The 22,796-nt window shown below is 65.1% G+C and carries 32 protein-coding genes; 26 read left to right on the forward strand and 6 right to left on the reverse strand.

Going from position 1 to position 22,796, the window contains the following annotated elements; genetic code table 11:
- A partial coding sequence (locus D3273_RS24580) for a hypothetical protein (RefSeq protein WP_207210893.1) occupies window positions 1–411 on the forward strand: 411 nt, incomplete at its 5' end.
- A 5-nt stretch (window positions 412–416) separates the two neighbouring features.
- Here the strand turns inward: D3273_RS24580 and D3273_RS24585 are convergent.
- Both D3273_RS24585 and D3273_RS24590 read right to left on the reverse strand, forming a co-directional pair.
- Window positions 417–785: a hypothetical protein gene (locus D3273_RS24585; RefSeq protein WP_129229607.1), complete on the reverse strand. Its 369-nt coding sequence runs from the start codon at window positions 783–785 to the stop codon at window positions 417–419.
- A 108-nt stretch (window positions 786–893) separates the two neighbouring features.
- Complete coding sequence (locus D3273_RS24590) at window positions 894–1,208, reverse strand: hypothetical protein (protein WP_129229608.1); 315 nt, start codon at window positions 1,206–1,208, stop codon at window positions 894–896.
- An 18-nt stretch (window positions 1,209–1,226) separates the two neighbouring features.
- Here D3273_RS24590 and D3273_RS24595 point away from each other — a divergent pair, with 18 nt between their 5' ends.
- From D3273_RS24595 to D3273_RS24640, 10 genes are all read left to right on the forward strand, one after another.
- Entirely contained in the window at window positions 1,227–1,658 is a 432-nt protein-coding gene (locus D3273_RS24595; RefSeq protein ID WP_129229609.1) for a hypothetical protein, read from the forward strand.
- 555 nt (window positions 1,659–2,213) lie between these two features.
- Window positions 2,214–2,756, forward strand: a complete 543-nt coding sequence (locus D3273_RS24600) for a hypothetical protein (protein ID WP_129229610.1) — start codon at window positions 2,214–2,216, stop codon at window positions 2,754–2,756.
- A 124-nt stretch (window positions 2,757–2,880) separates the two neighbouring features.
- Entirely contained in the window at window positions 2,881–3,450 is a 570-nt protein-coding gene (locus D3273_RS24605; protein ID WP_129229611.1) for a hypothetical protein, read from the forward strand.
- A 130-nt stretch (window positions 3,451–3,580) separates the two neighbouring features.
- Entirely contained in the window at window positions 3,581–3,778 is a 198-nt protein-coding gene (locus D3273_RS24610) for a helix-turn-helix domain-containing protein (protein WP_165359669.1), read from the forward strand.
- Window positions 3,779–3,997: 219 nt separating this feature from the next.
- Window positions 3,998–4,345, forward strand: coding sequence for a hypothetical protein (locus D3273_RS28480; RefSeq protein ID WP_165359670.1), 348 nt, complete (start codon window positions 3,998–4,000; stop codon window positions 4,343–4,345).
- The gene (locus tag D3273_RS24620) at window positions 4,342–4,629 is read left to right on the forward strand and encodes a hypothetical protein (RefSeq protein WP_165359671.1); all 288 of its coding nucleotides are present in this window, start codon (window positions 4,342–4,344) and stop codon (window positions 4,627–4,629) included. Before D3273_RS28480 ends, D3273_RS24620 begins: the two co-directional genes overlap by 4 nt.
- Window positions 4,626–5,063, forward strand: a complete 438-nt coding sequence (locus tag D3273_RS24625; RefSeq protein WP_129229615.1) for a hypothetical protein — start codon at window positions 4,626–4,628, stop codon at window positions 5,061–5,063. The genes D3273_RS24620 and D3273_RS24625 overlap by 4 nt, the downstream gene beginning before the upstream one ends.
- On the forward strand, window positions 5,060–7,720 hold the full coding sequence (locus tag D3273_RS24630; protein WP_129229616.1) for a DUF3987 domain-containing protein: 2,661 nt from the start codon (window positions 5,060–5,062) through the stop codon (window positions 7,718–7,720). Before D3273_RS24625 ends, D3273_RS24630 begins: the two co-directional genes overlap by 4 nt.
- A gap of 563 nt (window positions 7,721–8,283) precedes the next feature.
- Window positions 8,284–8,520, forward strand: coding sequence for a hypothetical protein (locus tag D3273_RS24635; RefSeq protein WP_129229617.1), 237 nt, complete (start codon window positions 8,284–8,286; stop codon window positions 8,518–8,520).
- Window positions 8,517–9,170 (forward strand): RuvC family protein, encoded by a 654-nt coding sequence (locus tag D3273_RS24640; protein ID WP_129229618.1) that lies wholly within the window; start codon window positions 8,517–8,519, stop codon window positions 9,168–9,170. The genes D3273_RS24635 and D3273_RS24640 overlap by 4 nt, the downstream gene beginning before the upstream one ends.
- 23 nt (window positions 9,171–9,193) lie before the next feature.
- Here the strand turns inward: D3273_RS24640 and D3273_RS24645 are convergent, their stop codons facing one another.
- Complete coding sequence (locus D3273_RS24645; protein ID WP_129229619.1) at window positions 9,194–9,457, reverse strand: hypothetical protein; 264 nt, start codon at window positions 9,455–9,457, stop codon at window positions 9,194–9,196.
- 182 nt (window positions 9,458–9,639) lie between these two features.
- On the opposite strand from D3273_RS24645, the gene D3273_RS24650 reads away from it, so the two are divergent.
- From D3273_RS24650 to D3273_RS24675, 6 genes are all read left to right on the forward strand, one after another.
- Complete coding sequence (locus D3273_RS24650) at window positions 9,640–9,882, forward strand: hypothetical protein (protein WP_129229620.1); 243 nt, start codon at window positions 9,640–9,642, stop codon at window positions 9,880–9,882.
- Between the two features lie 11 nt (window positions 9,883–9,893).
- On the forward strand, window positions 9,894–10,538 hold the full coding sequence (locus D3273_RS24655; protein WP_129229621.1) for a hypothetical protein: 645 nt from the start codon (window positions 9,894–9,896) through the stop codon (window positions 10,536–10,538).
- Between the two features lie 13 nt (window positions 10,539–10,551).
- Window positions 10,552–10,803 carry an HGGxSTG domain-containing protein gene (locus tag D3273_RS30065; RefSeq protein WP_428977804.1) on the forward strand — a complete coding sequence of 84 codons (252 nt, stop codon included), beginning with the start codon at window positions 10,552–10,554 and terminating at the stop codon, window positions 10,801–10,803.
- A 14-nt stretch (window positions 10,804–10,817) separates the two neighbouring features.
- The gene (locus D3273_RS24665; RefSeq protein WP_129229623.1) at window positions 10,818–11,324 is read left to right on the forward strand and encodes a terminase small subunit-like protein; all 507 of its coding nucleotides are present in this window, start codon (window positions 10,818–10,820) and stop codon (window positions 11,322–11,324) included.
- 112 nt (window positions 11,325–11,436) lie between these two features.
- On the forward strand, window positions 11,437–11,631 hold the full coding sequence (locus D3273_RS24670; protein WP_245501379.1) for a DUF4160 domain-containing protein: 195 nt from the start codon (window positions 11,437–11,439) through the stop codon (window positions 11,629–11,631).
- Entirely contained in the window at window positions 11,624–12,364 is a 741-nt protein-coding gene (locus D3273_RS24675; protein ID WP_129229625.1) for a hypothetical protein, read from the forward strand. The genes D3273_RS24670 and D3273_RS24675 overlap by 8 nt, the downstream gene beginning before the upstream one ends.
- Before the next feature lie 134 nt (window positions 12,365–12,498).
- Here the strand turns inward: D3273_RS24675 and D3273_RS24680 are convergent, their stop codons facing one another.
- The 3 genes from D3273_RS24680 to D3273_RS24690 form a co-directional block, all read right to left on the reverse strand.
- Window positions 12,499–13,113 (reverse strand): uracil-DNA glycosylase family protein, encoded by a 615-nt coding sequence (locus D3273_RS24680; protein WP_165359673.1) that lies wholly within the window; start codon window positions 13,111–13,113, stop codon window positions 12,499–12,501.
- A 364-nt stretch (window positions 13,114–13,477) separates the two neighbouring features.
- Window positions 13,478–15,259, reverse strand: coding sequence for a sensor domain-containing phosphodiesterase (locus tag D3273_RS24685; RefSeq protein ID WP_207210894.1), 1,782 nt, complete (start codon window positions 15,257–15,259; stop codon window positions 13,478–13,480).
- 179 nt (window positions 15,260–15,438) lie between these two features.
- Complete coding sequence (locus D3273_RS24690) at window positions 15,439–16,005, reverse strand: PAS domain-containing protein (RefSeq protein ID WP_129229627.1); 567 nt, start codon at window positions 16,003–16,005, stop codon at window positions 15,439–15,441.
- Between the two features lie 208 nt (window positions 16,006–16,213).
- Between D3273_RS24690 and D3273_RS24695 the strand changes: the two genes are divergently transcribed.
- The 9 genes from D3273_RS24695 to D3273_RS24735 form a co-directional block, all read left to right on the forward strand.
- On the forward strand, window positions 16,214–16,780 hold the full coding sequence (locus D3273_RS24695) for a recombinase family protein (RefSeq protein ID WP_129229628.1): 567 nt from the start codon (window positions 16,214–16,216) through the stop codon (window positions 16,778–16,780).
- 133 nt (window positions 16,781–16,913) lie between these two features.
- A complete protein-coding gene (locus D3273_RS24700) occupies window positions 16,914–18,038 on the forward strand; it encodes a hypothetical protein (protein WP_129229629.1) in 1,125 nt (374 codons plus the stop codon).
- 35 nt (window positions 18,039–18,073) lie between these two features.
- Window positions 18,074–18,403, forward strand: coding sequence for a hypothetical protein (locus tag D3273_RS24705; protein WP_129229630.1), 330 nt, complete (start codon window positions 18,074–18,076; stop codon window positions 18,401–18,403).
- Window positions 18,400–18,690 carry a hypothetical protein gene (locus tag D3273_RS24710; RefSeq protein WP_129229631.1) on the forward strand — a complete coding sequence of 97 codons (291 nt, stop codon included), beginning with the start codon at window positions 18,400–18,402 and terminating at the stop codon, window positions 18,688–18,690. The genes D3273_RS24705 and D3273_RS24710 overlap by 4 nt, the downstream gene beginning before the upstream one ends.
- A 20-nt stretch (window positions 18,691–18,710) precedes the next feature.
- Window positions 18,711–19,079 carry a hypothetical protein gene (locus D3273_RS24715; RefSeq protein ID WP_129229632.1) on the forward strand — a complete coding sequence of 123 codons (369 nt, stop codon included), beginning with the start codon at window positions 18,711–18,713 and terminating at the stop codon, window positions 19,077–19,079.
- Window positions 19,080–19,099: 20 nt separating this feature from the next.
- On the forward strand, window positions 19,100–19,894 hold the full coding sequence (locus tag D3273_RS24720; RefSeq protein ID WP_129229633.1) for a hypothetical protein: 795 nt from the start codon (window positions 19,100–19,102) through the stop codon (window positions 19,892–19,894).
- Between the two features lie 854 nt (window positions 19,895–20,748).
- Window positions 20,749–21,354: a hypothetical protein gene (locus D3273_RS24725; protein ID WP_129229634.1), complete on the forward strand. Its 606-nt coding sequence runs from the start codon at window positions 20,749–20,751 to the stop codon at window positions 21,352–21,354.
- A complete protein-coding gene (locus D3273_RS24730) occupies window positions 21,354–21,704 on the forward strand; it encodes a hypothetical protein (protein WP_129229635.1) in 351 nt (116 codons plus the stop codon). The genes D3273_RS24725 and D3273_RS24730 overlap by 1 nt, the downstream gene beginning before the upstream one ends.
- A partial coding sequence (locus tag D3273_RS24735) for a Gp138 family membrane-puncturing spike protein (RefSeq protein WP_129229636.1) occupies window positions 21,697–22,796 on the forward strand: 1,100 nt, incomplete at its 3' end. The genes D3273_RS24730 and D3273_RS24735, both read left to right, overlap by 8 nt.

The following is a 22,796-nucleotide window of genomic DNA, read 5'->3' on the forward strand; positions in this document are numbered from 1 at the left end:
GAGAAGCTGCAGGGCATGCCGCTGCCTCGGCGGTGCGTGGAGACCTACACTCCCCATCCTGATCTCCCGAATGACAGGATCCTGCACAGGACTTGGATGCCCGACGAGCGGCGCATCGCCCGCCGGGCCGAGATCATCGCCGCCCACGATATGTGGATGGTCGAGCGCCAGGCCGTGAAGGACCGGCTCGGGATGGACGCGGCCGATGACGCCGAGGAAGCGACCTGCCGAGCGCTGTGGGAGGTCGAGGCCGAGATCCTGGCGACCCTGCCGGCGACGACAGCGGGGCTCGTCGCGAAGGCACGGTGGGCATCGTGGGATGGGCTCCCGAAGGCCACCGCGGAGGTCTGGTCCAAGCAGGTCACGGCCGACGTGATCGCCATGGCGGAACGCAGCGGGGTGGCGTCGTGAGCTTCCTACCCCCGCAGCCCCTCCCGCACCTCGCTGGCGTGGCCGGTCACCGGCTCGCAGCCTTCAATGATCACTGCCCGCGCCCTCGCGATCCATGGCGCGCCTCGCGCATCCGTGTCGTCCAGGCGAGCCCGCATCGTGGCGGTGAGCTTCCCGTTGACGAGCCCGATGTCGCCCAGGTGGCCGTCGACGCGCCCGGCGAGCAGCTGCCGCATCACCGGCGGGGCGTCGTTGGGGGTCGTGTACCGGCCGCCCGGCCGGTAGACCTCCCCGGGCCGGACATCCAGCCTGTTCGGCCAAGCGTCATAAAGCGCGACCAGGATGCGCAGCTCGATCTCCGCGTGTTCGTCGTCTCGGATCTGCACCGCGCTCAAGGGCCGTCCTCCTTCATCTCCGTCCACCCGGAGCGTGCGCGCCGTGTGACGAGCGAAGCGGCAACGCCCTCGATCTATCGGGCGACGTCGGAGGGTTGCGGCCGGCAGTCAGTCGCCTGCAAACTCGTCCACGTCCCGCGCCGCGATGCGCCGGTCCTCCGTGGCGCGAGCCCACTCCCGCATCGAGACATGCAGCGTGTGCAGCGCGATGGAGACCACGTTCGCCTCGTCCACGTAGTCCGACACGATGATCTCGACCTCGGCGTTGGCGTTCGGGCCGTCGACCTGGAACGTGGCGGTGAAGATGTCCTCGCCGTCGTCCTCGGGTTCGTCGGCCTGCACCCGCTCCAGGCTCATCAGCCTGTAGGTCCAGTCGGACCCGTCCGTGATCTCGTCGCCTTTCGCTATGTCGTCGTCCACCATGCCGCTCTCCCGCTGCTGATGTCCGCAGCATCGCAGGACCGGCGGCGGAAACAGGCAACAGGTGGTGGTGACCGCACCACGGCCGGTGGGGGCTCGCCCGACGCCGTTGCGGCGGAGCTGCGGGACCTCGTGCACCAGGCCGCCGGCAACGTGGTGGGGAAGACGGTCGCCGCGCAGGTCCGGCAGGCGGCACGGCACCTCGGCTACCCGGCGGAGAGCTGGCGCGTGCGAGAGGCCTGGTACGGCCGGGCCGGTGCGTGGTCGGCCACGGCGGTCGACGACCTGCGGCGGCGGTTCGCGGCCTGGCGAGCGCGAGAGACGGGACCCTCCACCCTGGCGCAGCGCGTCGGTGAGGTCCGACGACTGCTGGTCGATCTGGACCGGCAGATCGCTGGGCTCGAGGCCGAGGTGGCCGGCATGCACGGTCGAGGCTCGTCCTCCGATGCGTGACGCCGCGCTCCGAACTATCGTCGCCGTCTGGTGGTCGCCGTCGTTCCTGCTCGCCGTATCGCGCTGGTAGGGCGGCCGGGCGCGGTTCTCGGCCATCATGGCGCTCGGTCGGGCACTGGTGGCGCTGGGCTGGCCCGGGGTCGCGTCGCGAGTCTACGGGGCGGAGTTGGCCCGAGCGGAGCGCCAGCGGCGGGAAATGATCCGACGTCGGCGGACAATCTTATAACGCGACACCCCGATCGGCCCGGGCCTCGGCGATGAGCCATAGTGGCGGCTTGTGTTCGGAGACGGGTGGAGTCAGTAGAGGTTGATCACGAATCATCCACAGGTGGTTCGAAATTCGTCATCTCGCCGCATCGACACGGATCGCGACGCGACACCATATTCAATCACGGTTTACGGGCCTTTAAAAACGGGCGCGTAGCCTAAGACATTCCGCCCCGCCAGGGCGACGACACATGCGACCGTTTTCGAGCTTCATCAGCCCGGCGGTCGATCTATCGACCACCCGATCGCATGCGGGCCCTGGCGGGCCGGTGCTGATGAGGACTATCCATGAACCTCTTTCATTTCAGCGATACATCTCGCCTACCGTGGATCATGTCCAGCGGCGAGTTGCGCCCGGGCGGGAACAAGGCGGGGGGTTTTCCATCGCCTGAATTCGTTTGGGCGACAACCAATTTACTCGGCGATGCGTCAGCCTCCGTTGCTGGTGGCGATCCATACATCACGGGGAAAGTCCGGCACGTCCGGTTCACCTTCGATAGCGCGCTGTTTACGCCTTGGTCCGAGATCCCCGACCACTATCCGCAGTGGACGCCCGATCAGGTTCGGCGGTTGGAGAGCTACACGGAGGGTGCCAGCGATCCGAAAACTTGGTGGTGCTCGCCGCGGCCGATTCAGCGTGAGGACTGGAGCACTATTCACAGTCGCTCCTATCGCGACAACCGTTGGCAGGTGCTCAGCCCGACAAGCGAAATCGCCCGGATGGCTGATGAGCACGGCATGACTTGGCTCGGCGTCGAGGTCGTCGGACGGCCCTTCGTCTCGGCCAAGGTTACGGCGCCGGACGGCCGCACGGGCTACGCGGGGCGGTAGCGACAAGGGATTAGTCGACGCGAACGCGCCGACTTACTGAACGGGGCGTCTAGGCCGGCCAGCCGAAAAGGAGGACTCCGCCCTCCCTGGCGCCCCACCACCAGCGGACCGCGCGGAGCGGATCATGGACGACAAAGAATTTAGAGAGCGTTGGGAGCACCTGAAGCAATACGAAAGCTTCTACCGAACGCAAAGCGCGTCCGACGTGCTCAGCATCCTTAGCTACAAGTGGTCACAGGTATCCGACGAACCAGATGTGGGAAAAGCGATCTGGGAAGGGGTCGGCGATGCTTCTCACGCAATGACAAGACTTATTATGGAGCACGTCCCGTCACAGGAACAAGACCGTGCTTTTGCGGCGCTGGCCAACCTCATCAACTACACATTTGTTATATCGGCGCACGAGAAGGATAGGAAGGAGGCGAAAGAGTACGTCCGTAAGGTGACAGGACCCGCGCACCAAGCGGCGAGAAAAAAGGGAATCGTTTCTAGAGATCTAACAAGGCGGATCGCCCAGGAGAAGCGTGGTCCTAACGGAGAAGCGCTGACACCAGCGCAGCTGGTGCGGCATGTTAAGCACGCGCGTAAAGAGGCGAAATTGCCGGCGCTATGCAAGGAAGACGAAGACACGCCTGACAAGGAAGAGAATGTGGTGCGAACGATTCGACGCCATCTAAAAGGCTTTGCGTACTGACATTCTGGCAGAATGTCCGTCTTTTTTGGACAATCTGTCAGAATGTCCAAAATCGTCGTTGCCGCTTTCTCAGTCCTGTCTTTCTATGGGGTTCTCCACCGTCTTGAGTGGAGGCTTAAGAGGATCGACAATGCTTGACGTTGTGAAGCCTGCAGCCCGATCGGTGCAGGGCACGGCGATCTACCTGGGGATAGGGGTTTCGACGGTCTATAAGCTGGTCGACCTGGGGAAGATCCCCGCTCGCCGCGAAGGCCGCAAGCTCCTGATCTTGGTGTCTGACGCCGATGCCTATCTTGAAAGCCTCCCGAACTATCGAGAGGTTGCTTGATCGCATGACCTATAAAACGTTGAGGCCGACGCCCGCTGTTCAGAGCGGGGCCGGCCTCGGAATTGGTATTAGCTCGCCAGCATCTACCGGTTCCGAAACTACTCTCCGTACCCACAGCGATCAAGCCCGTTTCGCGGTCAACGTGATCGCCCACCGGTTCCGGGTGTCGCACGCCACCGCCCTCGCGAATGCGGAAGCCTTCGGGCTGGCGTGCTTGTCGTGAGCACTCCCATTGATCTTGGCGCCGTGCGCGCCGCCCGCGATGCCGCCGTGCAGATGGCCCGCGGTATCGCGCAGGAGCGCGTCGGCTTTATCGTCCAGACCATCGAGAGGCACGCGCGCCGTGCCTACGCCGGCTCGGCCGCCATTGAGGGGACGGACCCCGAGCTGGCCCGGGCCGCGAACCGCTGGTGCGCCCGCAAGCTTCGCAGCGAGGTTCGCAAGGCGCTCCGCGACGTGATGCCGGCCGCCGGCCTCGTCGACACGGTCGAGATCGCCAACGATGGGTTCTGGGGGCGCCTCGACGCGCTCCACGAGGCCGCGAAGGCCGGGGAGGGTGGTCGATGAGCCGCCCCGCTTTCCACCGCCCCGCTTTCCACCGCCCTGCCGGCGCCACGCTGCTTGAAACCGTGGCCCTCGTGCCGCTGAGCAAGCGAAAGGCGATCCAGTTCAATGTGATTTCGGAGAACGGGGAGCGTCGCGGCGAGCTGCTGCACTGCGGACTGACGGAGCGCGGGCGTCCCGTTTTGGCCCGGCACCCGCAGCGGCTCGTCCTGTCCGAGGCCGTGGCGATGAAGATCGTCGAGGCCCTGGCCGGGGTCGGGGTCGCGCTTCGGGAGGGTCGGCAATGACGACCGCCACGATCCCCGACGACCTCCGACCGCGCCTGGGGAAATTCGTGCGCTTGCTGGCGAGCGACCAGCCGGGCGACGTGGTCGCCGCAGCCACCGCCATAAAGCGGGCTTTGGCGGCTCACGGCGCCGACCTGAATGACCTTGGCGACGACATCGATCGACACGCCGAACCTCTAGTCATCTACGTCGACCGCCCGCAGACGCGCCGTCAGAGCCGCGCCGAAGCTGGTCACATCGACTGGACCTCTTCACATCGCATCCACGTCGCGGCAACGCTGGAGCGTGGGCTTATCCGCTTCCCGTTCAATCAATGGGAAAGGGATTTCATCGGCAACATCGTCGGCCGACTCCGCAATCCGCGCAGCCGTCTCACCTTCAAACAGGCCGAGGTTGCTGAGCGACTTGTGGCCAAGGTGGAGCATGGCCGTTGATCGCCGCTGAAGCGTCACCTCCGAAGCCGACCTTTGCCCCGTTCACGGGACTGCCAGCGCTGCCGGCACTGGCGACGCTCCAGGCGCGCAAGCAGTGGGTCGTGTGGGATTACCGGCTGAACAAGGGAGGAACGAAGTGGACGAAGCCGCCGCTGCGCGCGGCTGACTGCACCAACGCCAGCCATTCCGAGCCGCGGACGTGGGCCGAATATGACCGGGCCGAATATGCTGCGCGGCGCAACGGCCTGCCCGGCGTCGGTTACGTCCTGACGCAGGACGACGACATCGGCGGTTTCGACATCGACGGGTGCCGCGATGCCGAGACGGGCACGCTGGCGCCGTGGGCGGCCGACGTGCTGGCATTGGCGGAGACCTATGCCGAGGTGAGCCCCAGCGGGCGTGGTGTCCGCATTTTTGCACTGGGCAAGCCGGAGAAGGCGTCCAAATGCGATCCGGCCGGGGTCGAGGTCTACGCCAAAGAGCGTTTCCTGACTGTGACGGGCCGGCACATCGCCGGAACGCCGACGGAGATCCGGCCGGCGCCCCGCACGCTCGCGGCGCTGCTCGCCCGGATTGAAGCGACCACGGCGGCGATCGAAGCCGAAAAGGAGAAGATCCGAGAGGCGGCGGCCACCCAGGCCGCGGGCGAGCGCTCCGGGGTCGGAGCGCAGTTCAAGCGGGCTGCGGGCGTCGGGACGGGGGCAACGTCGACCTTTTTCCGAGATGTGAACTCCGCCGCCTTCGCGAACCTCGGGGCGTGGGTGCCGGCGCTATTCGGCTCGGCCGCAATCCCGAACACCATGGGCTACCGCGTCAGCTCCGCCGCCCTCGGCCGCGCCCTTGAGGAAGACCTGAGTATCACGGGGCAGGGCGCTAAAGACTTTGGTGTCGGCGACATGGGCGACCCCAAGGGCGGCAGTCGGACGGCCATTGATCTCGCGATGGAGCATGGCGGCGCGCCGGATGCCGCCCAGGCGGCGCTCTGGCTCTGCGATCGGCTCGGCATCGATCCGGCGTCGCTGGGCTGGCGCACGGGTTGCCGCCGACAGGAGACGCCGGGACAGGGGGCTGGAGGGCAGAAACGGGGCGGGAACGGCCAAGCCGAAGATGATGGATTCGGCCCGAAGGCTGCAGGCCCGTCGGGCGCTAGGCGGCCGGACGGGCAGGAGAAGCCGGCGATCGTGAACGACCGCGGCCTGCTGATGGGGGCGTTCCGCGACCGCCTCGACATCGCGCTGCGGCCGGAGAAAGCGCCTGCCTACCCGGTCGACGCCTTGCCGACGCTCATGGCCGACATGGTCGCCGCGATGGCGGACCTCGTCCAGGCGCCGGACACGCTGTGCGCCCACGCCGTCTTGTCGGCGGCGGTGCTGGTCACGCAGGGGCTGGCGGACATCCATCTGCCGAACACATCGCGGGCCATGCCGTTGTCGCTGTTCCTGCTCGTCGTGGCGGCTTCGGGCGAACGGAAATCGAGCTGCGATGGCCTCGCTCTCAAAGCTGTGGCGCAGCTCGAAGCGCGGTTGTCGGAAACCTACGCCGACGAGATGCGGACATTCCGAGCCGATCGGGCCGCCTATGAGGGCGAGGTGTCGAAGATCAAGGCAGACCGAAAGATCGAGGCGGACGAGCGTAAGCAGAAGCTCCGCGCCCTGTACGAGCCCGAGGAGCCTACCGCACCCATTATCCGCGCCACCGAGCCGAACCTCGAAGGGCTGCTCAACCTGATCGCCAAAGGGCGCCCGTCCCTCGGGGTGTTCACGGCGGAGGGTGGCAGCTTCCTCGGCGGCCACGGGATGAACGAGGACGCGAAGACTCGCACCCTGACCGGCCTGTCGACGCTCTACGACACCGGGGCGGCGCAGCGGGTGCGGGCGAGGGAAATCACCATCCTCGACGGCCGGCGGGTGTCGATCAGCCTAGCGGCTCAGGCGAAGATCGCCGCGGCCCTCCTCGGCGACGAGCTTGCGCAGGATCAAGGGTTCCTAGGCCGGTTCCTCGTCTGCTACCCCGACAGCCGCATCGGCACACGCGAGGTCCGCCTGGCGCCGACGGGCACGGACCCGCGGGTGGAGGCCTTCACCGACAGGGTCCGCCGCCTGCTGGACCTTCAGGATGGTAGCAAGGCCCCGCTGCGGCTCCCGGTCCTGGTGCTCGACGGCGAGGCCTGGGAGGTGTTCCGCGCCTTCAGCCAAGCGATCGAGGACAACCTCGGCGATGGAAAGCACTGGCATCCGATCCGCGCCGCAGCGCAACGAATGGCGGAGAACGTCGGGCGCATCGCCGGCGTGCTGCACCTGTTCGCGCATGGCGGAACGGACCAACCGATCGACGGCGACACGATGGTGTCAGCCTGCGAGGTCGGCGCCTTCTACCTGAAGGAGGCGCTGCGGATCAGTGGCGGCGTCATGGTGGATGCAGAGACTCAGGCGGCGAACGACCTCGCAACCTGGATCGAGAGCCGATCAGGCGACCTCATCGCACCCTCTCACATTCAGCGGCTCGCCCCCAACGCGCTCCGCATGAATGCGGCGAAGACGCGGGAGCGCATCCGTCTCCTGTGCGAGGCCGGACGGCTAGAGGCTGTCGGAGAGGCCGACATCGACGGGAAGCACTACCGGGAAGCCTACCGCGTCAACCGGCTGGGGAAGCACTGATGAGCGGCGATCCTTGGGCCGGGATGGCCGACCCGCGAGCGGCGCTGAGGGCCGCCCGGGAGGGTAAAACGAGCTTTCGCAAACTTTCGCAACCCGCCTCGGAAGGCTGCGAAAGTGCTTCTTCAACAAAAACAGAGGCTTGCAACGACTTTCGCGACTTTCGCAACTTTCGCAACTCACCCCCAGCGCTCTCGCACTCTCGCGGAGAAAATCCTAAAGATAGAAAGATAACTTGTTCTTCTTCTTTATCAGAGACTTACCTCGACCCCGCTTCTGCATCTGGGTTGCTGATCCCCGTTTCTGACTGTGCCCCGGAGCGCGGGCCTGCGAAAGTTGCGAAATCGCGAAAGTATGGGTCAACCCATTGTGATCGCTTAGGAAATACTTTCGCACCCGCCTGCGAAAGCTTCACGGTCGCAAACACGGTTCCGAGCCCCGTTGCTCACCTTCAAGGGCCGCGCGAATGGCGTGACGGTCTGGCCCTTCTCGACCGTTGGACGCCGCCTTGCGAGGGGTTCCGCTCCGGTGAATGGGACGGCATCCGGCGCGCCGTGTCGCACTTCATGGATCATTTCGCCGTCGAGGCTGAGGCGCGTGGATGGACCGCCCTCGACCTGTTCGGGGTTCACGGCCGAGCCGGAGCGGCCCGGGTCGATAGCTGCGGCGCGCTGATGTTGCCGCTGCTCAAGAACGCCACCGCCCTCACAGCCGGCGCCATTACGTTCGGGCCGTTGGTCTATCGGCGCCGGGCGATGCCCGAAGCGGTGCTCGTGTGGGGTCTCGTAGGAGAAGCGGCATGACGGGCGAGTTTTCAGAAGCGCAGACGCGAGAGGGGGCCGCCCCTGTTAGAACAGGCAGAACCGGGGGGATAACAGGTGCCCCGGCCGGCCCGTTTGATGTGTGCGAGGCCACACGCGCACCCGCGCGCGAAGGGTTTTCGGAGTTCTCGGAGCCCCTAAAAAGCGCCCGCATTATCGCGGTCGACATCGGAGCCCACGGTGCTGCGGCGTTGCTCGACGGGGCGGGCGCCTTGCTCGACGTCGTCGACCTCCCGACGCTGGACGCTGGCCCTGCTTGCCGGCCGGAGATCAGTCCCGCGCTGTTCGCCGGGATCGTCCGGCGCTGGGCTCCCGCCCGGGCGTGGGTGGAACATATCGGCCCCAGGCTCGGCGACCGTCCCGCCGGAGCGTTCGCATTCGGCGGCAGCAAGGCCACGGTCGAAACGACGTTGGCGGTGCTCGGCATCCCGTTCCGCAGCATCACCCCGGCGGTGTGGAAGCGGGCGGCTGGCATTCCGGCGGGGAAGGGCATGAAGGATCTCGCCCGCTCCCGTGCGATCGAGCGGTGGCCAGATCGGGCTGACCTGTTCGCTCGGAAGCTTGATCACGATCGCGCTGAGGCGGCACTTATCGGCTGGGCGGGTCTCCAGCGAGAGGGGATGGGACGATGAGCGTGCCCCTCACTACGAGACCATCACTCCTCGAACTCGTCGGGAATGAAGCGCTTTCGAACCGCGTTGTAAAACTGGTCCGTCGGCCTGAGCTTCTCATTCGAGTTATTGCGGATGAACGCATCGGCAAGCTTCTTGCGATTGCTAACTGCATCCACGATCTCCATAAATCGTCGATTCAGGCGCGAGCGATAGCCGAAGACCGTCTCGCCTTCCTGCGGTCCAGGAATGCCGGCAGTGATGTCCTGCATCGCTTCGTCGACGGTACCGGAATTGACGGTCGCCATGGCGTTTCTCCGATAGTCGGACGGCTCCGAAATGGTGCGCGCCTGATACCCATTTCTTTCAACTATTGCCTTCAAGGCGTGTTGCATCTCCTCGCAATGCAGAACGGAGGTTGCCTCGACCACGACAGGGCCGAGGCGGCGTTGATCGGATGGGCCGGGCTGCAGAGAGAGGGACAGGGACGATGACCGCTGAAATCATACCGCTGCACTTCAAACCTTTCGATCCCGTGCGGGTCGAGATCACCAGCCCCGGCACACAGCATGGCCGACCGTTCTACGTAGTCGACTTCGTCGAGGCTGACGGGGGCCGCGCCGGGATGTGGGACGGGACAGACATCGTCGAGGCGATGGAGGCGGCGGCCGATTGCGCTGGTGGTGAGATGCCGGTGGTCGACCTCGTCGGCGCTGGCATGGTTCAGCATTGAGGGCCGGGACGATGAGCAAGAAAAGTCCACGCGAGACAGACGCAGCTTGGACCGCGAAGGCGAAGAAGGACGGACTCGTCATCACGATGGAGGAGGACGGCACTATGCGCGAGATGGGCGGATCGAAATACGGCGTCTTCAATCATGCGCTCGTCGACGAGGTAATCCGCACGGCGTGGGTGGTGGCCGGTCCTGGGGAGAAGGAAGCGGCTGACCGCAAAGTCACTGGCATGGTCGTGGCGGCAATGAGGGCTTTCGAGCCAAAAGACGAGATTGAGGGCATGCTGGCGGCCCAGGCCGTCGCGATGCACCTCGCCAGCATGGAAGTGTTCCGCCGAGCTATCATCCCGGAGCAGGGAGCGGAGACCGCATCCAAGCTTCGACGCGATGGCACGAACATGGCGAGGGCCATGGCGGACATGCTGTCGGCCCTCGCGAAGCATCGAGGCCAGGGGCAGCAGAAGGTTGTGGTCGAGCACGTCCACGTCCACGCCGGCGGACAGGCCGTCGTCGGGGCCGTCACCACGGGTGGCGCCCTGCCGCTGTCGGGGGACGCTGCTCCAGCCCTCACTCACGACGACGTCGCCATGGCGCTCAATGATGCCGCCATCGTCGATTTGGCGACCGGGGGGAGGGTGGGGTCCGATGGCCGATGATGCGCGCGACCCCATGGTTCCAAGGTCCGAAAATCAATGCGGGGCCCGTACCCGACAGGGTGGCGCCTGCGGAAACCTCGGCATGACGAATGGGCGATGCCGCTTTCATGGCGGGCTCAGCACCGGGCCGCGCACCGCCGAGGGCATGGCCCGCATGCGAGCTGCAAACACCATCCACGGCGCCCGAGGGCAGGATGCCCAGCGCTTCCGGAAGATGCTGCGATCCCTAGAAGCCGATGCCCGTCGGCTCGGCGAACTGGCCTGAGAGGAGAAGCGATCATGTCTCATAGAACACTGCGAACACCTCAACACGCGCGCGAAGCCTTCCTCGGCGCCTTGTCGGCCGGCGCCAGCATCGCCGCCGCGTGCCGCTCCGCTGACCTCGGCCGTACGACGGTTTACGGGTGGCGGTCCTCCGATGACGACTTCGCCCGGGCGTGGGATGAGGCGATCGAGGGCGGCACCGACAGGCTGGAGGACGAAGCATTCCGCCGGGCGCATGATGGTGTCGCCGAGCCGGTGATCTCGGGCGGGCGTCAGGTACTCGATGCTGAGGGTGCGCCGCTGGTGGTCCGGCGCTACTCGGACAACCTGCTCATCACTTTGCTCAAAGCCCGCAGGCCCGAGCGGTTCAAGGATCGCGTGTCCGCCGATCTCAACGCCAGTGTGAAGGTGGGAACAGACCCCAAGGCCGACTTCGCCGTGATGGTGGCGCTACTCGACGGGCTGGCGGCAAGGAAGGCCCGTGGGGAGCCAACGCCTGAACTGGATGCGCTACCAGCCTAAGCGGAGATCACAGTACGAAACTTCGCCCTTGTGTTTGTGCACCACGTGCACTATCTCCGAGGAAGGAGCCGATATGCCCTCACTCGTTCGCCTCGGCAAGATAGTGGTTTCCATGTACGGCAAACCGCGAGAGCATGCTCCGCCCCATTTCCATGTGTCAGGACCAGACGTGAACTTCACGGTGCGGCTGGACAACCTACAGGTCCTCGCTGGGAAAGCTGACCGCGATGCGTTTGCGGCTGCGGTAGATTGGGCCAAAGATAAGTCTGGAATGCTTTCGGCCGAGTGGAGTAAACTCAATGACTGACGATCAGACCTTCATCGTCGGCGAGGTTCTGCCGCGCATTGCATCCGTGTCATTTCATAAAGATTTCCAGGTCACTGTGACGTGGGAAGAGGGATCCCGCGCCGGTCAGTCTGATGTGATTGACCTTGGCCCAGCGGTTATGACACATAAGATTTATGCTCCTCTACGCGATGATCCCGATTTTTTTCGCACTGTGCATGTGATAAACTATGGCAGCGCACTCGGATGGGGCGATGGCGAGGAAATCGACATGTCCGCTGAAGGCGTGGAGGATCTAGCCGAGCAAGCTATGACGGCTTCCGACTTTCGATTGTTCATGGAGCGGCATAGTTTCACTCAGGAAGCTGCAGCGGCCCAACTTGGTATCAGCAGGCGGCAAGTCAATTACTTTCTCACGTCCAAGGTGATCCCGAGGACGATTGCACTTGCATGCGCAGGTCTTAACGCGCAATTGATAAACCAAAATCGTAATCCTACTAATGATGTAGATGTCGTCAACAATCCCGTTGGATTGCTTGATCATTCTATGGTTTTTTATACACCGAAATACACCTCTGTCTATCCTTTGAGAGATTGTAAATACATAGAAGGTTTTGGTTTGCTGACTAACTCAGAATGTACTGTTAGATTAAGCGGCAGACCCGTACCAATTGTAAGTCTCGTGGACATTAAGTCAGGAAAGGCTGATTTAGCAGCACTTGCTGCAAACAAACCCGTTATTGTAAAGCCATAACATACGGTAACGCATTTTGCCGTGTACCGACTGTACACTGATGCTGGGCGCATCAATCATGAATCACCTGCTCTTGCCCTCCAGCAAAAGGGCGAGGGCGGAGTTTCGCGTCACGGTACGCGCGTGAGGCTCATCTAAGCGAAGCCGAGGTACTTTCTGATCTCGGCCACTTGGGCTTCCCTGCGACCTGGTATCAGCCAATTCCCGACCGCGGCAGGGTGGGGGAGAAGGGCGTCAACCCTGACGCCATGGGACAGCATGCCGAAGGCGACCTCTTTGCCGTAGGCCAACACCTTCTCAGGACGCCAAAGCGCGATTTCCTCCCGGAGCCAGTCAGCTCCGATCCTGACGACCTTAGCATCAGGAACGCTGTTTCCGGCAGTTGTGACACGGACAAGGTTCGTGAACATGAACAGCCCGCCGCATTGGTCGAGCGGGCGGCCGAACAGCTGCGCGATGTCCCGGCGCATCGTCCTGAGCGTCGGGGAAGGGTGGCCGCCATTGAGGTGCTGTCCTGACATCTCCCACACGATCCTTGCGAGCTGAGCGCCCGTGGCATCCTTGAACACTGCGGCTTCGTGTGGGGCCGGTTGTCCGGGGTTGAGAAGCACCAGCATCAGCCGAATGGCCCCAGGTTGCCCCGCCGTGAAGAAACCGCGGGGGACGGAACCGGGATAGCTGTCGGGCTGCGCGCCGTGATGGCCGGCGACCATGCGCGCGTAGAAGTCTACGAAAGGCATTTCGGACACGGCAGCGTCTCCCCTTCCGGCGAGGTTAACGCATCCCGCGGTCGAGGTCCTTGCCGAGCTGATCCATCTCCGAGCCATGCGCTCCGTGCAGTCCCGCAAGGGTATACCTTAAAGAGACAATGTGTCTGGCTGGAGACCCCGTATAGTTTCCGATATGAGGCTCTGTTATCACCCGAGGGTGTCATATCAGCGCTGGCGGGTCTTTCGCATCCGACAGGTTTGAAAATCACGATCTCGCGAGCTGCCGACGACCGGCGCCGAGCTGCGCTTTCTGAAACGGGAGGTGTACCTGCGTACGGTGGAACTCCGGCGTGACGTGCTGATCGCCTACGAGCGCTATCGGCCGGCGTGAGGTCTCATGCGATCACGCGACGGCGCACTCCATTTCTACCCTTTGCTCCATCCATCTGACGAAGTCCTGAGGGGAAAGGGGGCGCGCGAAAAAGTATCCCTGTACCTCGTCGCAACCTATCGATCGCACCTGATCCAGGACCGCTCGTGTCTCGACGCCCTCCGCCACAACACGATGCCCGAGATGCTTCGTCATCGAAACCATCATGCTGACAAGCGAGAATTGGCGAGGATCAGTGTCGATCTCGGTAATGAACGATCGATCGATCTTCACGACCTGCACCGGTAGTCGCTGCAGGTAGGACAGGCTGCTGTAGCCGGTGCCAAAATCGTCGATCGCCAAGCGGATGCCAGCGTCGGCCAGCTCCTTAAGTTGCGTGAGGGCCAACTCCGCATCGTTCATAACAGCGGTCTCGGTCACCTCCAGTTCCAGCGCTGTATGGGGAACGTCGTGGCGCGCCAGCACTGCCTTCACGCTGCCCGCGAAATCGGACTCGTGTAGGTTGGCGGAGGAAATGTTGACCGAGACGGTCAAGTCCAACCCGGCTTCGCGCCAACGTGCCATTTGAGCGACCGCAGTCTCGATGACCCAGGCGGTTGTCGGATTCGCTAGGGACATGCGCTCGATCAGCGGGATGAACTCGCCTGGGGGGATCGGACCGAGCGTGGGATGGGTCCATCGCATCAAGGCTTCAGCGCCGACGCAGCGGCCGGATGCGAGGTCTACGCGAGGCTGATAGACCAACCGGAAGTCGGACGGCGACTGCAGCGTGCTCTCGAAGTCGCGAAGCAGCGTGAAGCTGCGCTGGAAGGCCGTATCGATCTGGGCCGAGTGGACATGGAAGAACCGGCCCGACGAGCGGGCATCCTGGGCTGCGCCTTGAGCGATACGCAAGACATCGGAGGGCAACGTTTCGCCCAGCATGAAAGGGGCGACGCCGACCACGGCCGTCCCAATCGCACTGGGGCCGCCGAGCTTACGGATCACATCAGTTCTGCTCCTGAGCAGCGCGACGTAGGCTTCTTCGTCCATGCCCTCGGGTGCCAAGGTTGCGAGCTGGGTGGTACCGACGTGATAGGCCTTGCGCTTCGGCCCAATCATGGATCGGACATTTCGCGCTGCAGCCTTCACCATATCATCGATTGTGGCTTGGCCCATGACACGCACGGCATGATTGAGCTGGTCCACCCCGATAAGATCGATCACAACTGCAATCTGTTGCTGCCCTGGAGCTTGATCACGGGCAAGGTCGCTCAGATCGTCGATGAACTGTGTGCGGTTGGGGAGGTCGCTGGTTGGGTCAATGCGGCCGAAGGCGTGCTGCAGTTCGATCTGCGCCATCACCATTGCGGCGAGATCCTGGAGGGCTGTCACCTCCGACGGTGTCGCGAGCCGCGGCTCCGTCCCTAGTACACACATAGCACCGAGACAGAAACCATCCCGCGTGAGGAGGGGTGCTCCGGCATAGAAGCGCACTCCGGCTTTGCCCAGGACGCTGTCGTGATAACAGGGATCTGTTCGGAAATCCTCGATCACCAGCACGCCGCCGGACTCAGCGACCTCAGCGCAGGGCGCCTTCTCGCGTGGGATCGACCAGTGTTCGACGCCGATGCGAGACTTGAACCATTGCCGATCGCAGTCTGTCAGGGAGATGGCTGCAATCGGCAAGTCGAAGATCTGACTCGCCATTCGTGAAATACGATCGAAGCTCTCGCTCGGAGGTGTATCAAGCAGATTGAGCCGTTCTAAGGCATCTAATCGAGCTGCCTCTTCATCGACCACTGAAAGGCTCACGACCAGCTCCTGGCGACATCGGCTTAATGAGGCGATCGACTTAACTTAACCGATCCGCATAACCTATGATGGGGTACGAATTCCTAATTATTCGGAAATTGAGTAGCGTGGCCGTCTAGCGTTGATATATCATTTGATGAAATCCTTATCCGCTTTTTCAGGAAAAAGGTCCCGCATGTTCATAAAGAGGCTTTGCCATCGGTGAAGGCTCCCAGTGCGCGCAGGGGATCGGTTAACAAGTCGTTACTTACGGTGATGGGCTCATAGCGACCTGCAGAGCCCGATGCTGGCCGCCCGACTCGCCGGACAACCTCACGTTCGAACGACATGAAGTGCTCGATCCGTCCATCCGATCCTCGAAGCGGCCGGCAATCGATCTCGACACGGTACTTGCTGCCGTCGCCCCGGTAGTTCGTGAGATACCCATGATAGCGCTCCCCGGCGACAAGAGCCCGGGCGAAGTCGTCCAACGAGGAGCGTCGGGTTTCACGGCCTTGCATGAAGCGCGGTGTCAGCCCTATCAGCTCGTTCACGTCTCGTCCGGTCAGCGTTCCAAAAGCCGAATTGGCGTAGAGGATGACGGGACCGGGCTTCACAGGCTGTGCATCTGTGATCACGATGCCGATTGGCGCGTCGTGAAGGAAAGCGCGCGCGAGTTCGATGATGTTCATGTCTCCAAGGCCGATCCCGATGACGCACTTCCAGGGCGAGCACCGCTGCGATCGGTCCTCGATGACATAATGCATCAAGGTCGCCTCGGGTCAGACGACCCGAGAACACATGATCTGAAACAGAGCCAACCCGATCCATCGCCTTCTCGAATTCCTGCATGGGTATACCCCGGCGAGACATGGGCATGAGACACCCTTTCTTGCTCTCATTTGGGTTGATTTCCGATTTATGAGACGCCATAAGAGGTGGGTCTAGACCTATGTGAGACACAGAGAGCCCACGATGACCACCACCGGACACGTCTACGGGTATGCCCGGGTCAGCACGACCGATCAGGACCTCTCGATCCAGGATGCCGCCCTCCGCGCCGCCGGGTGCGAGATGGTCCGCGCTGAAAAGGTGACGGGCACCACGCGCGAGGGCCGGACCGAGTTGGCGACCCTGCTCGACTTCCTGCGCAAGGGCGACACGCTCGTGGTGACGCGCATCGACCGCCTGGCGCGCTCCATCGGCGACCTGCAGGACATCGTGCGCGGGCTCAAGGCGAAGGGCGTCACGTTGCGGGCGACCGAACAGCCGATCGACACCGGCACCGCAGCTGGCAAGGCGTTTCTCGACATGCTGGGCGTTTTCGCCGAGTTCGAGACCAACCTGCGAAAAGAACGGCAGTTGGAAGGGATCGCCAAGGCAAAGACGAAAGGCGTTTATAAGGGTCGGCCCGCGTCCATCAACACGACAAAGGTGCGCGAGATGCAGGCCCGAGGGCTCAGTGCCATAGCCATTGCGGATGAGTTGAAGATCGGTCGCGCATCGGTTTATCGAGTGCTCAAGGCTAACGCGGTCGCCTGATCTTCGGCGCTTGCGTTTTCAGATCATTCTAGCCTATATTCACCGGGCCGCGTCTTCGCGATGCGACTTGGCTTAGGGATCGAAAGATCCGCAGCCCCTTTCAGACCCGCTCACGCGGACCAAGGGGCTATTTATGTCGAGCACGGCGCAGTCCATTACAATTTCCACGGCGGCCCAGCTCGCGACCGTCTCGCGTTCTACCGACCGTGCGGCCAGGGCTCGCGCCTACGCCACCCGGCTCGGCGCCCATGCCGCTGAGATCCGTGCCCAGCTCGATGCCGCAGCCGGAGGTGACGCCGCCGGCCCCTTGCGCGGCGAACTAATCGAAGTCGACCGCCAGCACCGGCAGGCCGTCGAGATCCTGACCGGCGTCGAGGCCGAGCATGCTCGCCATGAAGCCGACTTTCGCGCCCTGCACTGCAGCGACGGCGCGGCCCGCGCCAAGCTCGCCGACACCCACGCCGCTCGCGCCGCGGCAGTGACAGCGTCCGATGCCACCGCGGCCGTCCTCGACCGCGCCACTGCCCACGCCGAGGCCGTCGAGCGCCGCCTCGCCGATGCACGATCCGCCGAGGCCCGGTATGATGCCGACGCCACCGCCCGCCTCCACGCCGCGCTGAGGGACGGCACCGAGGCTCCCGCCGCGACCGAGGCCTTCTCCCGCACGTCGCCGGGCCTGGAGGACGACGCCCGCGCAGCCCGCGCCGCCGAGGCCCGGGCCGCTGCGGAGCACCGCGCCAAACTCACCGCCCTCGCCGAAACCGAGCGCCAGGTCCGCGGCGCCGCCGATGCCGTGCTCCTCGCCGAGGCCGACAGCATGGCTCGCGAGGTCGCGGCTCTCGACGCCCGCGCCGACCTCCTGCGGGCCCGGCTGACGACCTACGCGGCCCGCACCCGCGGCGACCACGTCCAGCCCGAGGCGGTCCGGCCCGATCCGACGCGCAACGCCTGGAGCCCTCCGCCCCCCTCCCTCGTGACGATGGCGACAGAGCCCCGTGTAGCCTCTACGCCGGCCATCGCCGCAGCTCTGGTGGACCGCACGTTCGTGAAGGAAGCTCCCCGCGACACGTCGGGCGTGGCCCGCGCTTGGGATAGCTTCGCCGCTGCGCTGGCGATCAATGCCGAGGCGGAGACGAGCTTCACGCCCAACCCGCCCGGCCCGCTCCTCGCGCCGACCGCGTCATGGCTGCCCGCTTCACGGTTCCCGGCATCCTGGGAGCCACAGCCCGCCCCCGAAGTCCCTGCCAACGCCGCGTAAGAGATCACATCATGCTCAATCCGAAAACCCCGCCCGTGCGCCACCGCGAAGCCGCCCCGCGGCGCACCACGATCGACATCAACCTCATTCCGTCGCCGATCCGCACCACGGCACGCGCGCCCGCCCGTGACGCTGCTGCGACCATCACGGCCAGCCTCGCCCGAGTGGGACGGGATGTCGCCGCCATCGGCGAGCAGCAGGCCACCATCCGCGACGGCCTCGCTCGGCTCCGACCGATCGTCGAGGCGCGGAAGGCGATGCGCATCGCCGACGCTGCCTATGCGGCCCGTGTTGAGCGATGCACCCCCGCTTCGGTCCAGGCGGCGAACGCCGCGCGCTGGGGCCGCTCTGGTGCGCGGGGATGACCCCCAACCGCAAGCTCCCCCGCCTCGCGGACACCGAGGATCACGAGGTGCCGGCTGAGCGCAGCTTCAAGGACGCGTTCGGCACAGAGCCCACCAGGATGTCCCGCCGCCGCCGTGCCGCAGCCGCTGCGGACGCCAAGCTCATGCCGAAAAGCTGCATCGGCGAAGCAATCCCGATTGATCGCACCTCCATCACCTACGGCGCCGATCGTCATTCGATCGCGCTCGCCGTGGACAGCAAGCTCGGCCCGCTCGTGCAGGGCGAAACCTTCCGCATCGCCGATTGAACCCGCTGAAAGGACACGACATGCCCCGCTCCACCTATCCCATGGCCCTCGACGCCGCGCCGCAGGACGGGAGGTGGCTCGACGACCCGAAAGTGCAGGCCAAGGTGCTGACCTTCCTCCTGTCCAAGCTGTCGCCGGCCGACCTCGCCGAGTTGGACAGCCACCTCGTGGAAGGCACCGAGCCCCAAGCCAGCGATCATCGCATCCCCGAAGGCAACCTCAAGCGCGACTTCCTGCATTACACACCGCGCCACCGCCGGGCGATGGCGGCGTCGCTGAGCGGGGCCGGCGGGCACCTGACCACGGACGAGGTCATGCGTCTCGACCCTGACCACGGTAAGAGTTTCGAGGAACGCTTCGGTCCCAACGCTACCCGGTTGGCCCGCTGATGCCCCGTCCCCGCGCTACCATGCTTCTCGACGCCGAGGCCGCCACCACCCACACGGAAGCGCTGGACGCATCCGCGCCGCCCGTGGCGAGCCCGCTGGCGGCCATTCCGCCCGAAGCCGCCCCGGCACAGCCCGAACGCTCCCGCGCCCGCCAGGCGCTCGCTGACGCCATCGCAGAAGTGCGGGCGCTGGAGGCCGAGATCGCGGAGGCCAGCGCCGCCGTGTCAGAGGCCCATGACGCGCGATGGGCAGCGGAGTCTGCCTTGTCCGCCGCCGAAGAAGCATTGGAGCGCGCGCGGCCTCGCCCGGGCTTCAACGCCCCCCGGCCTCGCGAACCTCACACCTTTCGGTCTCAGGAGGAGGCCGACGCCTATACCGCGCTGCTGAACACTCCGCCCCCGTCCATCGAGGATGCCAAGGCCGCGGTGGCGAGCGCGACGGACGCGCGCGACTCCGCCCTTGCGGCCGTGCAGTTTCACCAGAAGCGGCTTGACGCGGCTGCGGATCGGCTGCGGTGGAAGCGGTCGAGCATCGATAAGGCCTTGCGCCTCGTCGTCCATTTCGACCCCGCGATGGCAGCGCTGGCGGCAGAGACCAAGCGTCTTGCCACGGCCGCCGCCGTCTCCCGTCGGGCATTCGAGATGGCGGTGGGCGACACGATGCTTCAGCGCGACCATCAATTCCACGGATCGACCGAACCCACCGATTTCCGAACGGACCCCGACGGGTGGGCGCTGTTGCCCCGCTGGCGCGAGGCGCTTGAGGCGCTGAGGGCTGATCCCGATGCGCCCCTCCCGATGCCCTCGGTCGCGTGATGTCGGATGAACCTCACCCCGCACGAGGCGGCCGTCGTGGGGCTTCTGCGAAGCATGGGCCGAGAGCCGCTGCACGTCAGCTTCACCAGCACGGGCAACGGCGTGTCCTTCTCCCTGCTGTCGGGGGGAGGCGGGGCCGCTCGCGGGGTGGGGCCCGACATTCGAGGACGCGGTGTCCAACGCCTACGGGGTGCCGGAGCCCGAGCCTCAGCCGGCACCGTCGCGGCTTCAGGTCGTCGGTGGGACGGACAGGAGGCCGACATGATCTCGGCCTCGATCACGATCACCCTTTCGCGCCGGCCGGCAGTTCGGCGCGGACCCCAGCCGGCGGTGGGAAACACCGGCAGTGGGCGCCAGGGCTCTTCACCCTGGCCGAACCCGCTCCCGCCGCTTCCGCGAGGTCGAGCGGCGGGGTCCCCTTTCTACGTCATGGTGTCCTGATGCGCCTCGCGCCCCTCGCGATCCTCGCCCTCACCGCTGCCGCCGCGGTCGCCCTGTCGAGTGCATCTCGGCACCTTCCGCCCGGCACCGTGGTGGTCGACCATGTGCCGCCTGACGGATGCGTGGCGTACTACTCCGCCGGCCCATGCCGGGAGCATGGCCAAACCGTTGTCGGCTCCACGGACGCTGTCGCTGGTCCGCCGCCGGCCTCGTGGCACGGAGCTACCCGGTGACAGCCCCGAACCCGTCCCGCCCGTCCACAGGTCCCGCAGCGACCGCGCGCGCCTTCGGCGACCGGCTCGGCCTCGCGCGGCAAGCCGACGCGATGGTCGCCCGCCCCATCCCGATCCGCACGGTTCCGCGCGCTGCGCTGGAGGCGCTGGTGGCGCGACTGAAAGCTGAGGGAGTTGGGCATGGCGGTTAAATCCACCCTCAAGCGCACCGGCTCCGGCCTCGGCCCTATCGAAAAGGCCGTTGCGCAGCTTAACCGCACACGGTTGCTCGTCGGCATCCCGAGCGGTAGCCGCCGCGATCCCGAGCCTGGGGAGAAGGGCACGCCGCCGAGCAATGGCGTCATCGGCTACATGATGGAATTTGGCGACGCGGCGATGAACCTTCCGGCCCGGCCCTTCCTGCGCCCGGGCGTCCGAGCTGCGCTCCCTGAGATCCGTAAGGGCATGCTCCGCGCCGCCACGGGTGCCTTGTCGGGCAAGCCGAGCGAGATCAAAGACGGATTCGACCAAGCCGGCTTGATGGCCGTCGACAGCGTGCAACGAACCATGATCGCAGGTGGTTTCGCACCTCTGTCCGATCGTACCATCGAGGCGCGCGCCCGTCGGAAATACGCAGACACCGGCAAGCTGGTCGGCACGAAGCCCGCCCGCGACGCCCGGGCCTTCCTCAAGCTCCGAGCTGAGGGGACGCCCGATGCCGTGCTGCACGACGCCGGGCTTGCAACGCCCCTGCTCGACACTCGCAGCCTGTTCCGCAGCGTCACCCACATCGTCAAGGAAAAGTGATGGATCCTCAGCTCGGGCCCGCCTTGTCCGCCTCCGATCTCAAGGGCGTCGCCGATTGGTGGGCGTTGCCCTGCGGCCGTCCCGAGCCGTTCGACGGCGATGCCTACCTCGATCTCGCCAATGCGCTGATGACGGCGCTCACGCCATACCTGGCAACCGTGAAGCTGCCGGAGATCCGGGCCGCGCTGGTCAAGGCTGTGGCCGCGACAACGTCCGCTCCCGTGTTCCACGGCACCGACAACGACGTGTTCAAGCTGTCTCTCGACCTCCGAGAGGAGATCTATTCCGAGGTGATGCGCTTCCGACGTGCGGTGCTCCATGACGTCGCGACGGGGGCCGTCGATGCCTGATTTTCGCGAGCTGTTCGACAACCCCGAGGAAGGCTTTCGGTCCATGTGGGCCGGGATCAAGTCGCATATGCACACCGCCATGGTGTCCCGAGTCACGCAGGCGTCAGACGGGCACACGGTCCAAGTGCAGCCTACCGTGCAACAGGCAATCAAGGATCCGACGCTCACCAAAACCAGCTACGTCGATTATCCCGTGGTGCCGGACAGCCCGGTCCACTTTCCCGGCGGAAATGGTACTGTCCTCACGCACGGGTTGACCATCGGCGATGAGGTGCTGACGCTGTTCGCCGAGAACGGCATCGACGCTTGGCATCAGAACGGCGGCACGGCCCAGCCTATCAGCGATCGAGCGCATTCGTTGTCGGACGGCATCACGATCCCGGGCGTCCGCTCCGATCCGCGGCGGCTTCAGCAGGTCGACGCGAGGGCGGCCCACCTTCGGAGCGAAGACAAGCTCCACGTCCACGAGATGCACCCCGACAACGGGCATCGCACCTTCTCCGCCGATCCGAGCACCGCGCCGGCATCGGCGACCTTCGATCCTCTCACGATGGCGTCGAAATTCATCGACCACGCCGTGCAGGGTGCGAAGGGCCTTATCGGCCGCGCCGTGTCGGGCAACGTCCAGCACACCCACGGTGTCGACCACGACCAGGGCGCCTGGATGTCGGCCTTCACGTCGGCGGGGTCCAACTTCGTCCGGGCGCACCCCGTGCTGGGATCGATCCTCTCCGCCCTCGACGGCAAGCACAGCGTCACCGCTGGCCTCGGCGGCGTCGCCATCCAATCCGCCACGTCTATCAGCCTCGCATGCCCACCTGGAGGGCTCGGTCTCCCGTCCGGCAGCATCGGCAGTGGGTCGATGGCGCCGGGCGCGGCCTCGTCGAACGTCGGCGCGCTCGGCGGGGATCTCTCCGGCACGTTGCCGAATCCGATCGTGACGTCCATTGCCCACCTAACGGGCCAGGACAAAGCCCTCGTGCAGGCGGCCAGCGACAGCGCTGCGGCGACCGCAGGGGTGGGGATCGGCGCGGCCTACGTCAACACGGCAGTGAAGACGGGCGTGGGCGTGCTGGCGGTGAGGCTGACGTG

Origin of the sequence: Lichenibacterium minor, assembly GCF_004137685.1 — a bacterium.
GTDB lineage: Bacteria > Pseudomonadota > Alphaproteobacteria > Rhizobiales > Beijerinckiaceae > Lichenihabitans > Lichenihabitans minor.